7 protein-coding genes are annotated in these 12,640 nt (G+C 51.1%); 3 read left to right on the top strand and 4 right to left on the bottom strand.

Translation table 11 applies throughout. The features are described 5' to 3' along the window. Positions 1–270: 270 nt before the first annotated feature. The 3 genes from F1593_RS01350 to F1593_RS01340 form a co-directional block, all read right to left on the bottom strand. A complete protein-coding gene (locus F1593_RS01350; protein ID WP_149399564.1) occupies positions 271–1,977 on the bottom strand; it encodes a L,D-transpeptidase in 1,707 nt (568 codons plus the stop codon). Between the two features lie 5 nt (positions 1,978–1,982). After that, entirely contained in the window at positions 1,983–3,455 is a 1,473-nt protein-coding gene (gene ffh / locus F1593_RS01345; protein ID WP_149399683.1) for a signal recognition particle protein, read from the bottom strand. A 397-nt stretch (positions 3,456–3,852) separates the two neighbouring features. After that, positions 3,853–4,248, bottom strand: a complete 396-nt coding sequence (locus tag F1593_RS01340) for a hypothetical protein (RefSeq protein ID WP_149399562.1) — start codon at positions 4,246–4,248, stop codon at positions 3,853–3,855. A 276-nt stretch (positions 4,249–4,524) separates the two neighbouring features. Here F1593_RS01340 and clpB point away from each other — a divergent pair, with 276 nt between their 5' ends. Then, positions 4,525–7,125 (top strand): ATP-dependent chaperone ClpB, encoded by a 2,601-nt coding sequence (gene clpB / locus F1593_RS01335; protein ID WP_149399560.1) that lies wholly within the window; start codon positions 4,525–4,527, stop codon positions 7,123–7,125. Between the two features lie 196 nt (positions 7,126–7,321). Then, on the top strand, positions 7,322–7,657 hold the full coding sequence (rbp, locus tag F1593_RS01330) for an RNA-binding regulator (RefSeq protein WP_149399558.1): 336 nt from the start codon (positions 7,322–7,324) through the stop codon (positions 7,655–7,657). A gap of 280 nt (positions 7,658–7,937) precedes the next feature. Here rbp and F1593_RS01325 read toward each other — a convergent pair whose 3' ends face one another. Beyond that, on the bottom strand, positions 7,938–9,668 hold the full coding sequence (locus F1593_RS01325) for a hypothetical protein (RefSeq protein ID WP_149399556.1): 1,731 nt from the start codon (positions 9,666–9,668) through the stop codon (positions 7,938–7,940). A 247-nt stretch (positions 9,669–9,915) separates the two neighbouring features. Between F1593_RS01325 and F1593_RS01320 the strand changes: the two genes are divergently transcribed. Beyond that, on the top strand, positions 9,916–12,507 hold the full coding sequence (locus tag F1593_RS01320; RefSeq protein WP_149399554.1) for a metallophosphoesterase family protein: 2,592 nt from the start codon (positions 9,916–9,918) through the stop codon (positions 12,505–12,507). Positions 12,508–12,640: the final 133 nt, after the last annotated feature.

Below are 12,640 nucleotides of genomic sequence, written 5' to 3'. Positions count from 1 at the left end.
TAGCAGCCAATCTATATGAGCAAACAGGCAGCAATAGCAATACGAATAGATTGATGATATCAGCCAGGCCAGATGAATATTTAGCATTATTATAACTCAAAAATAGCTATTTCCTCCGCCCTCACGCCAAAGAATATTGCGACTTGTCGCAGATTATGAAAAGTTGATAGTAGCATGACTGGTTTATTGGTCACAGTATTGTCTATCGTGTGCATAGTAGAATTTGCACAGGTGTACCATTGATCCTGATATCCTTAAGAGAGCACGAGATTAGTAGACGATAACAGTAGTGTTATAGCTGGTATTGTTGTAGAGCCATGCAGCCTGATCGGGGGGCAGATTGACGCAACCATGACTGCCATTGCCAGAATCGTGCTGATCTCCACTGGCGTCGGCATGCGGGAATTCGGTTCCTGGTCCATAGGTTTTTCGCCACCAGCTATCATGGATAAAATAACCGCCATCGTGGAAAAGAATAGCATTCTGGATAATGGTATTGGGATACCAGTAGGGCGAATCAGGAGCATCATCAGACTTAAAGACGGTGGGCGAGAGGCGATTCATAACGGACCAGACTCCGGGAGGCGAGGGACGTTCAGTCCGGCCAGTCGTCACAATAAACGCACGCACCAGATTGCCATCCTGATAGAAGCGCAAGGTCTGCTTGCAGAGAGAGATTACAATCACCTGCCCGCTGAGCAATTGATAATGCTGTAAGGCACGCATATCGGCTGCATGTACCTGATCATAAGATGTAGGATCATCGCAATCCTGCTCCATCAGTTGATGATTGAAATAGAGTGTATTGGCATCATCAGTTGCGGCCTGCAGATCCGCCAGTGAGGTGGCTTGATTGAGGAGTGCCTGGGGTCCCGAGCCGAAATTATTATCCTGATAGCTGATATCGATAGCATAACTATTGTTGTCATAATCGTCATAGTACAGATGGCTATCACTCCAACCAGCGAGATCCTGATGAAACTGATCAATGGCGCGCTGACCAAGGGTACGCAGGGCGTCGGCCTGAACGTCATAGATATCACGATCTATCTGCTGCAAAAAGTGCCGATAGGCCGTGATACTCATGGTAGGCGTGACTAATCGATGATCGGCTGCCATTCTGGTGCGATAAGGGGTTGCGTCGATATGATAACCGGGGAGGGTCTGTATATGCCGGTTCAACTCGGTCAGGCGGGCGCTGGTGACATCCGGGATAGCCTGGGCCACAATTACGGTAGCCAGCTGATACTGGGCATTCAATTGAGAGACCAGGGTACGTATACTGGCGCTGCTTGAACTGGTCCGCATGCGCTGTTGATCCAATTGATAGTGTTGCGTAAGATCAGCGCTATTCAACCGCGATGCATGGAAGAGATCGACCATTTGCTTGAGTTGGCTCAACTGAACCGCAGTGGCGGGGAGAAGTTGCATAGACAAGTGCACATCCTGTATACCGGCACTCACATATGCAAAATCAGAGAGTGCCTGAGCCAGGGACAGTTGGCGCTGCAACTGATTGAGACGCGTCGTGAAGCCGTCGAGAGGAAGGCCTGTACTCTGCTGCTGCTGGAGCTGCATATGAGCGGATCGAAGTTGTTGCTGAACCTGGAGACGGATGTGAGCGGTATTACTATCCATGAAATGTTGAAGCTGACTGGTTAGTTGAAGATATTTTTGCCCCAGGGAGAGATAATAATCATCTATCGGTTGATTGCTAAGCAGGCTAGTGGGAGGCCGCAGCTGGCGTAGTCTCTGCTCTTGCTGTAGGATAGGCTGCAAAGTGTCAGCCGTAAAACCAATTTGATAGGCGCTGAGCAGCAATTGATCAAATCGCTGCTGGTTCCCTTGTGTATGCTGTCGTATCTGTGGGTTGCCTGCGCAGGCACTCGTCGCAAGCAGAACGCCAACCACCACCAGCACCATTCCACACCTCATCAAACGCGCACGACCAACCACAGGATACGACAACCACCACATAGAGTTTACCTCTTTCCGCCGCGAGACTTCGCTTTCTGTTTCCGTTTCTCTTTGCGTACAGCCTTGCCAGTCTTTTTCCCACCAATGCCCTTACCGGCCCCCGGCAAGCCAGGCATACCAGGGATGCCACCGCCGCCAGCATACTGACGTGCCATCTGGGCCCAGGGACCCTTACCAGAACTCATCTGACGGATCATCGTGCGCATCTCATTGAACTGTTCAAGCAACTGGTTCAGCTCTTGTACTGTTGTACCACTACCACGGGCGATACGTTTGCGCCGACTACCATTAATAATATCCGGGCTGCGCCGCTCTTCAAGGGTCATCGAAAGGATCATCGCCTCAACATACTTCAGCTGATCTCCTTCCAGAGCCTCTTCCATCTCAGGGGTAGCCGCCAGCTTATTGAAGCCAGGCAACATCTCCATCACGTTCCGCAACGGACCCATGCGCTTCAACTGACGCATCGCATTCAAGAAATCCTCCAGGTCAAATTTTCCCTGTTGTAATTTCTGCTGTGCCTTCAGCGCCTCCTCTTGATCGATGCTCTCCTGCGCACGCTCAATCAGAGAAAGGACATCTCCCATTCCTAGTATACGCGAGGCCAAACGATCTGGATAGAAGGGCTCCAATGCGTCTGTCTTCTCGCCCACGCCCATAAACTTCACCGGGACACCCGTCACGGTACGAATTGACAGAGCGGCACCACCACGCGCATCACCATCCATTTTCGTCAGGATCATACCTGTCAGCGACACGGCCTGATTAAAGTCAGAGGCCACATGAACCGCTTCCTGACCGGTCATCGCATCGGCAACCAGCAGCACCTCACGAGGATGCAAGCGATCCCGAATATTGATAACCTCATTCATCATGCGCTCATCGATATTCAAGCGACCGGCGGTATCCAGGATCACTACCGTATTCGCCTGTTCGCGGGCATAATCCAACGAATTCACGCAGATCTCAACCGGATCAGCGCCAGCCGCTTCTGAATACACAGGGATCGTCAACTGGCGACCCAGCGACTTCAACTGATTGACAGCGGCGGGACGATACATATCAGCGGCCACCAGCAAAGGACGCTGTCCCTGCTTGCGCAGATAGTTCGCCAGTTTCGCGGCCGTCGTCGTCTTACCAGAGCCCTGTAAACCAACCAGCATAATAATCTGGGGAGGGGTGCCACCCAGATTCAGCTTATTATCGCCCTCAACGCCACCCAGCACCTCAACCAGTTCTTCATTGACGATCGAAAGCACTTGCTGGGCCGGGGAGAGGCTGCCCATTACATCAGCGCCAATAGCCTTCTCTTTGACACGATCCACAAACTGTCGTGCCACCTTCAGATTGACATCAGCCTCAATGAGCGCCAGTCTGACCTCGCGTAACGCAGCGTTTACATCCTCCTCGGTCAATCTCCCCTGCCCACCGAGGTTATTAAATATACCTTCTAGACGTTTCGATAAATTCTCAAACATTGCCATAACGGTGCTCTTATCCTCTCTCCGCCAAAAGAAAAATGTGCCGATTTGGCCCCATTATATCACGGTTGTTAGAGGTAGGTATATAAGGATTGAAGCGGGTTAGCATATTATTCGCGTGAGGTACAACCACCCGTGCGGCAAGCCTGGCAAGCCCATCAAGACAGACAAATGGCCGGATCAGATGATCCAGCCAACAATTTATCCTCTTAAAAATGTGCCTGATACCCATCAACTCCATGATCACCAGGCATGAATTTTCGCGCCTCTGGCGTTCCGGAAGGTTTAATGTAGCGTGTGGAAGATAGGATTGTGCACATATCCTATCTTCCACACTCTCGAACAGAGTGCAGACGAGTCAACACTGCTTACATTTGTAATTTGTAGATTGCACTCAGGCGGACGCGCAAATGGTGGATGCTGACAGAGTAGGATAAATTCCAGACTTGACAGCAACCGCCAGCGTACCAGCGGCCTGCCAACCAACAGGCTTGCCACTGGCATCCAGAACAGGAGCCTGACCGATCAGAATCACATCATCTGAAACCTGAGCCTGGCCTGTCAGAGCAACAAAACCCTGAGGACATGCCACCGAGACAACCGTCTTAGTGGATGTACTCTTTACACTCGCAGGAAGGGAAGACACAATCTCAGCACTACCAGCTGTGGCAGCATGTGCCGGGCGACCCGGATTGGCAGCATGTGCAGCCCCCTCTGGCAACGCGAAAAAGCCAACGAAAGTAGCCACACACATGGCTACAGTAACAAACATCCAAACAGACTTACGCATGTAAAATCTCCTTTTCTATGTTTTACCATCTATAGTATACTCGCATCGAAAATTATCGACAAATACAAATCAATAACCCTATCCACAAACGCTACTTATACCCTTCTTATTTACTTCAGCGGTATTGCCTGTGAAGGGCCGAGTGAGTTTAATATTATTGTCAATACATGATTTGATAACAGGGCACTAAAAGTTCTGGCAAGAAGTACATTCTATGTTGTATAGTAAATAATAATCAACGTTACAGTAGAGTCTGAGCATTTGTAGAGGTATGCTATGAAGATAGAACGCTTTACTGATAAAGCTCGTGAGGCAATTCAAGAAGCATTGGAAGATGCAAAGAACTATAATAATAATCAGATTGAGCCTGAGCATTTATTGGATGCTCTGCTCGCTCAAGATGGAGGTGTGGTTCAACAGGTTATACAAAGGGCGGGCGGCAATCTGGAGGTGGCGAAGCGGGATATCGAGAAGGATATTGCGCGCTTGCCACGTGTCTATGGCGGTAGCGAACCTGGCATTTCTCCCGCGCTCCGCAAGGTGCTGGACGATGGCTGGCAGGAGATGAATGCGTTTAAGGATGAATATCTGAGTGTGGAACATTTATTGCTGGCCCTGTTCAAATCCGATGGGCCAGCGGCACACGCGTTACAGGCAGCTGGCCTGACACGCGATCAGGTATTACAGGCATTGACATCTATTCGCGGCTCACAACGCGTGACGGATCAGAATCCGGAAGAAAAATATCAGGCACTGGAGAAGTATGGACGCAATCTGACAGAACTGGCCCGGCAGGGTAAGCTGGACCCGGTGATCGGACGTGATGAGGAGATTCGACGGGTCATCCAGGTGCTGAGTCGGCGTACAAAGAATAATCCAGTGCTGATTGGTGAGCCGGGCGTGGGTAAGACTGCGATTGTGGAGGGGCTGGCCCAGCGGATTGTACGTGGGGATGTGCCTAAAACGCTAGCGAATAAGCAGGTAGTGACATTGGATCTGGGTGCCCTGGTGGCCGGTGCCAAATTTCGAGGAGAATTTGAGGAGCGTTTGAAGGCGGTTCTGAAAGAGGTTACCAGCGCCGAGGGCAGGATCGTCCTGTTTATCGATGAGCTACATACGCTGGTCGGTGCGGGCGCGGCTGAGGGCTCGATGGATGCATCCAATATGCTGAAACCGATGCTGGCACGCGGTGAATTGCATTGTATAGGCGCGACCACCCTGAATGAGTATCGCAAATATATTGAGAAAGATGCCGCGCTCGAACGGCGCTTCCAGCCTGTGACTGTGGATCAGCCCACGGTAGAGGATACAATCAGTATCCTACGCGGTTTGAAACCCCGTTATGAGGTCCATCATGGAGTACGCATCCAGGATAGCGCCCTAGTGGCCGCCGCTGTGCTTTCTAACCGCTATATTACTGACCGCTTCTTGCCAGATAAAGCGATTGACCTGATTGATGAAGCAGCCAGTAAGCGACGCGTGGAACTGGATAGTACGCCAGGTGAGCTGGATGCCCTGGATCGTCGCATACGCCAGTTACAGGTTGAACAGGAGGCTCTGAAGAAGGAAACGGATACCGCGAGTAAAGAGCGAAGAGCGCGGGTTGAGCGCGAGATCGCGAATCTCAGCGAACAGCTACGCGCAATGCGCCTGACATTGGATAGCGAGCGGGAGCCGGTTGAGGAGATGCGCGATCTGAAACGCCAGCTCGATGAGGCTCAGGTCAAGTATGAACAAGCTGAACGCGAGTACAACTATGAAGAGATGGCCCGGCTACGCTATGGAAAGCTTCAAGAACTGGAACAGAAGATTAAAGATCAAGAGGCCAAACTCTCTAATATTCAGGGTGCACGTATGCTTAAAGAAGAGGTGGACGCCGAGGATGTGGCGGAAGTTGTCTCAAAGTGGACCAACGTGCCTGTCTCACGTCTGATGGAAGCTGAGATTCAGAAGCTGCTCCATATGGAGGACCGCCTGCGAGAGCGTGTGGTAGGCCAGGATTATGCATTGGAGACGGTTTCCGATGCAATACGCCGCGCCCGCGCCGGCCTGCAAGATCCCAATCGCCCACTGGCAAGCTTCCTCTTCCTGGGTCCCACTGGCGTCGGTAAGACTGAACTGGCACGTGCCCTGGCAGAATTTCTCTTCGATAGTGAACATGCCATCGTGCGCATCGACATGTCGGAGTATATGGAGAAATTTAGCGTTTCGCGCTTGATCGGAGCACCTCCCGGCTATGTTGGATATGATGAGGGCGGACAATTGACGGAGGCTGTACGTCGCCATCCCTATAGCGTAATCCTGCTGGATGAAATCGAAAAAGCAGCCCCGGAAGTCTTTAACATTCTGCTCCAGGTACTCGATGATGGCCGTCTCACCGATGGTCAGGGACGCACCGTCGACTTCAGGAATACCGTCATTATCATGACCAGCAATATCGGCGACCGCTGGTTGAATGAATATCAAGGACGGGATGACGATAGTATCCAGCGCGATATCCGTGAACGGCTGCGCGATGAAGGTCTACGGCCCGAATTCATCAACCGTATCGACGAGATCATCATCTTCCATCCAGTTGAAAAGGAGAATGTCAAGCATATAGTGGATATCCAGCTCAATCGTATCCGGCCACGGCTCGCGGAACGGCATATCACGCTCAATGTCAGCGACACCGCCAGGGAGCATCTGGCCGAGGAGGGCTATGATCCACAATTCGGGGCCCGACCACTCAAACGCGTCATTCAACGTGAGGTAGAAAATCGCATTGCACGCGCCATCCTGGATGGTACGGTACACGAAAACGCAACAGTCACCATCGATGTAGAAGCAGGGAATTTAGTAATACGAACACAACAGCTACAAAGCGCAGCTGAATAGAATAGGATAGACAAAATATGGTAGTAAACTCTGCCTGTAATGTGTCGACAACATTGTACAGCTATCTACATGATGGTATAGATTGATATAATATTGATATAATAGAGAGCGACGACACATATCACGGTCTCATTATTGTGAAAATGCTAGTTCACGGGCCGAGATAGGCTAATTGGCGTCGATTGGAGAAGACCTAGTGAAACTCTACGTAGGGAAGCTCCCCTATCGAACAACCGACCAGGAACTTGGGGACCTCTTTAGCCAGTATGGTCAGGTAGTTTCGGCCACGGTCATCATTGATCGTGATACGGGACGCAGTAAAGGGTTTGGCTTTGTGGAAATGAGTAACGATCAGGAAGCTCAAAGCGCCATGAACCAGCTCAATAATTCCAGTCTGGAAGGTCGTAGCATTGTTGTAAACGAGGCACAAGAAAAACGCGATAATCGTGGTGGTGGTAGTGGTGGCTTCCAACGACGTGATTCACGTGATTCCCGTGGCGGCGGTGGTGGCTACCGTGATCGTCGCTATTAATTAGTGTTCTCTCGTGTCCATCTCTTAAAACAAAACAGAAAAGTAGCAACGAAACTCCTCCTTATGAGAAAGGAGGAGTTTCGTTGCTCTGGCGCTTAAGTTACTCCAAATACCTTTTTTTCTTTTCTTCGCCGCCGCGTGCGGCGGCGGAAGAGAGGTAAGAGATCGGGGCGCAGCCCCGAACCCCAGGTTAAGGGTTGCACCCTTAACAATCCTGCTTCTGTTCGCACCTATGGGGCTGGTCTCCCTTTGCAATCCTGCATATTTCTCAAGATGAGTATTAGCTGCGATCGAAGAATTCGGCGCGACTGGCTGGATCTGGCTGTTCAGTTAGCTGGATCGCTGCGAGATAAGGATCAGATGCGGCCAGAAGCTGGTTGGCTTGATAGGCTAGCGCTCGATAATTGATATGTCCACCAGGGCGGACACGCTGCTTTGTGAGGTAGAGCGCTTGCTTGGGGTCTCCATGCATCCAGAGATCAACCTGATGGGCCAGTGGCAAGAGATTTAAGAGAAAAACATAATCAATTGTATCGCCATAGCGTGCCACCACACTGGCAAAGAAAGCCTGCAATTTCTGATAATATTCCGTGAGATCCTGCTCGAAGGCGGCTTTGTAGGATGCGAAGGCAGGAATTTCAGAGAGATAGAGCGGCAGGCCGAAACCACGCGCTAACAGTTGCTCCATAGTATCCTGACTGATGCGCTCACCAAATACCAGTGGGAATGGAATAAAGCGACCCCAGGCACGATGTCGATTGAAGTCGCGTAGCTCGCCCAGGAAACTCTCAATCGAAAGCGTCATGGATGTCGTGCGGGCGAAAGCTGGAAGTTCACTATAGTTAGAATGATCCGCGAAGATCAGAGCACTGAGCACACGCTTGGTATCATCCTCCTGACGATGCACCCAATCTAACAGAGGAACGCGCTCCATGCCGGGCCAGAGCAAGAGGATATATTCTGCCAGCAAGCGATCACCCGGTGTATAGTGAGCATCCAATAAGCGCACACGCTGCGCCACGCAAGCAGGAGCGCCACGACGAATCGTGACGGCCTGTAGAAGATCCGTCTTTTCACTGAGATACTGATGCAACGCCTGGAGATTCATGTTCACGATCGTCTGTGGGCGTGTATGGCGGACTAAGCCGGGCGCTTCCGCCTTATAACTCAGGATCTTCTCTTCCTCGGGAGTGGGAGATAATAACTTTTCGATCTGAGCCGCCACGCGATGATAATAAGCCAGCGGAGAGGCTTTCAGCTCGCCAATAATACGTGACCAATCGCGTGCCGATGTCTCAAACGACATCCCGCTCCACTGTCCAAAGAGCAGAAAATAACGCACGCAATCCAATACGCGTGAAGTCAGGGCACTCTTCTGCGCAGGATCAGTCAGATCGGCCTGATAATACTCCGCAAACGCCTGCTGCAAACTAGCACGCTGTCTGGCGAAGAGGGATAGCGATAACGCCCCGAATGCTTGATACTCGGTCTCCAGAGCCTCCAGTTCGGCTGCTGGAATGGTTGAGGGGAGATAATTGTGCAATTGATGCAACACCGCCTTGCCAAAACGTGGCTGATAGCGCGTGGATTTCTCTTGACCAGAATTCAGCGTGCCCTCATTAAACAGGGCCAGACACAAATGCATCGGAACCTTACCCATATCCACAGCCAGACGAGCCATATCGCCAACCGACGCATGACCATAACCGCGAAATGTCTCCTCAATCTTCTGATCCGGATCGACACCCTTTTGACCCATCTCGCTCAGGATATCCCATGGCATGCCAGCTGCACGCGATTGCCGTGCCCCGGCCCACGCCTTATGGGCAGCGGTCCGCTGCTCTGGATTTGCAACAGTCGTCGTTACCACCGTACCCGTCTCCAGATCCTCCAAACAAATCAGGCGCAACCCCGTCACATCGGGAGCATAGGTGAACCAGCGAAACGAACCCGAAACATATTCACACTCGGTCGCCAACGCCGCCTCTTTAGCGGATTGAGTCTGTGCCATAAACACCTCTAACATAAAATATAGCTTATCATCCTATCCTTTATCCTATCATCATTTTTTCCCAGGGTCGATATTCCATCCTACCATCCTTACCCGGTCCTATCAAAGTGTCCTCGTGATTTTTCGGGATAGCGAGAGATAAAGGTCGGGGTTTTGCTACATATGCTATGGATGAGTCGTATATAGAAAAGAGAGAATTGATCTGATAAATGCATGTGCAGAAGAGCGAAACGCGAGGGTAGTTAGAATGTCCTGGATATCGTTGTCTGAACGTATTACACAGTTGCCGTTGATTCTGGCGGGACCAATCGTGCGGCGGGTAGACCCGGAGAGTGTGACTGTCTGGTTGGCCCTGAAATCCGCTCGCAACGTGACACTGCGTATCTATGAACGCGCCTCACAGGATGATTTACAGCTACGCCTACAGGCTACCCAGACCACGCTGCGTATCGGTGATAATCTGCATATGATAGCGATTACGGCTAAAGTAGCAAAACAGCAGGAGCCACTGGACTGGCAGATGCTCTACTATTATAATCTCTTCTTTAGCCCAGCGGATCAAATTCCCGATGCGCAAGCTCTACAGGCCGAAACAATTGATCACCTGGGAACACCGGGAATATTGAACAAACAGAAAGACCCGCTGCAACAGATTGTCTATCCCGGACATCCTTTGCCGAGCTTTTTATTGCCAGCGCAGGATATCCAGCAGTTTAGAATTGTGCATGGTTCCTGTCGCAAAGCGCATGGCGCAGGCAAAGAGATGTTGTCGGGACTGGATATCATCATTGCACAGGCGGTTGCACAGGGTGGGCAGGAACGCCCACAACAGCTCTATATGACCGGCGATCAGATCTATGCCGATGATGTGGCGACTCCGCTCCTGCATACACTGACCGATGCAGGGAATGTATTACTGGCAGGTAATCAACGGGAAATACTACCACAAATCCAGCTAGCAGCCGATAAACTTTTACCTGGAACCCGCAAACACAGTATCGAAAATCAAGCTCATTTCACTACCTCAAAGCCCCAGAACCATCTAATGGCGTGGGGTGAATATCTAGCAATGTATCTTTTTAGTTGGTCCGACGTCCTCTGGCCCGCAGAAATGTTATCCATAGACGAGTTCTGGGCCTGGCTCTATCCAGGGGTACATGCCGATCATGGCTCACAGTTGAAAGCACAGGATCAGTATCGCGATGAGCTACAAAAGCTGGCAAGCTTCCGTGAAGCGCTCCCGCAGGTACGACGCGCCCTGGCAAATATCGCAACCTATATGATTTGCGACGATCACGATGTCACCGATGACTGGTTTCTGGATGGGGATTGGTGCCATCATGTCCTGCAAAAGCCGCTGGGACGCCGCATTATCCGCAATGCATTGCTCGCCTATGCCTTATGTCAGGCCTGGGGCAACACGCCCGCACAGTTCGCTGAATCCCATGGGGCTGCGCTATTGGAGGCGATTAATGACTGGCGTGGAAACGAAGGCTCCTCCCAGGCTGATATCATTTGGAAGGCAATTGGTATGCCAGAAGCCTTTAAAGGCAAAGGGGCCTTGCAACGCTCCAAGCGCGCACTCGACTGGCATTATCACTATGCAGGTCCCAATTATCAGGTCATCGTCCTGGACACACGCACGCAACGCTACTATGAGTCTCCTGGCAGCTTTCCAGGCTTACTCACCAGGAGTGCTATGCAGCAACAAATTGAGCAGATCAAGAAACCAGAGGCCGAAGCCACGATTATCATTTCAGCCGCCCCGGTCATTGGCATTGATTTCATCGAAACAGTTCAATTTTGGAGTCGCTGGCGCGTCAAAGATAATTATAAATTTGATCGCGAAGCCTGGTCTTTAGAATGGGGAACCTTTCAGCACTTCTTACAGATAACCAGCACATTAAAACATGTCGTATTTCTGACCGGCGATGTTCATTATGCCTTTGCTTCCAGCCTTGAATACTGGGATCAGAAAAAGCAGCAGACAGCCAGATTTGTGAACTTTACCGCCAGCCCTTATTGCAACGAAGGATCAGGAGCACAAATCTCGGTCCTGGCAGTGGGTTATCCCCGCCTGCGCGCCTTGCTACAGGGTGGCGAGGAACCAATACTCGACTTCTTTGCCTGGGATATTACAGGCAACGACCACTATACCCTCACGTATTTTTTGACACTGATTCGCAAGCAACTCTATCGCTTCTGGTGGGCTATTCCACGCTTGATCGCAGCCCGGCGTGCACGCAGTGAAATCATCATGCCAGCCAATGGATGGCTCAAAGGAGCCTTTGATCATCTACCACCCAGCCGTAGCTATCGCATCCACTACCTGCGCAATACGCTCCAGACAACAGCCGATCAGGAGCACCGACCACATATAAGCCTGATGCGCTTCACGCTACGCCCCTTGCGCGGCATCCTGAGAGGCCTCACCAGGGTTCAGACACGAACCAGGCGCACGCGTAGCAAGCTTCAGGAGCGCAGCCAACGCTATACTCCCGACCAGACACAACATGCCTGGAACCGCTCAGGGCAACAACTGCTTGGCACTACTATCGAGCAGGCAGCGAAGATTGAGCAAAGGCTAGAGCGTCCCAAAACGGGACTCGCCAACACGCTATCCCAATATGAAAAGTGGTTGGGACGCTGGAAGGCCGGAAATCTGATTGTAGGATACAACAATCTCGGTGAAATCAGCTTTGCCTGGAATCAAGAGCAACAAGAAGTGCGACAACGCCTCTGGTGGCACAATCCCGAACATCCCAAACAATTACAATCCACGCTCTATCGTGACACCTTAAAACTACCTGCCCTGGCGGATGAGCCGCCATTACCCTGATCGATAACGTTTTTTCAGCGCAAAAGCAGGCAATTGTTGTATTGCTAAACATGAGCATAGTGATACACAGATCACCATAGACAAGTACCAGTATAGTGAGCTAAAAAACCTCACGAAAACCTCACAGAGACCA

The organism is Dictyobacter arantiisoli (genome assembly GCF_008326305.1).
In the GTDB taxonomy this organism is placed as follows: domain Bacteria; phylum Chloroflexota; class Ktedonobacteria; order Ktedonobacterales; family Ktedonobacteraceae; genus Dictyobacter; species Dictyobacter arantiisoli.
Note: the sequence above shows the minus strand (reverse complement) of the source record. Positions and strands in the feature narration are given on the sequence as shown.

Coding starts and splice junctions, on each gene's coding strand:
- F1593_RS01350 (WP_149399564.1), bottom strand. CDS start 1,977: ATGTGGTGGTTGTCGTATCCTGTGGTTGGTCGTGCGCGTTTGATGAGG.
- ffh (WP_149399683.1), bottom strand. CDS start 3,455: ATGTTTGAGAATTTATCGAAACGTCTAGAAGGTATATTTAATAACCTC.
- F1593_RS01340 (WP_149399562.1), bottom strand. CDS start 4,248: ATGCGTAAGTCTGTTTGGATGTTTGTTACTGTAGCCATGTGTGTGGCT.
- clpB (WP_149399560.1), top strand. CDS start 4,525: ATGAAGATAGAACGCTTTACTGATAAAGCTCGTGAGGCAATTCAAGAA.
- F1593_RS01325 (WP_149399556.1), bottom strand. CDS start 9,668: ATGGCACAGACTCAATCCGCTAAAGAGGCGGCGTTGGCGACCGAGTGT.
- F1593_RS01320 (WP_149399554.1), top strand. CDS start 9,916: ATGTCCTGGATATCGTTGTCTGAACGTATTACACAGTTGCCGTTGATT.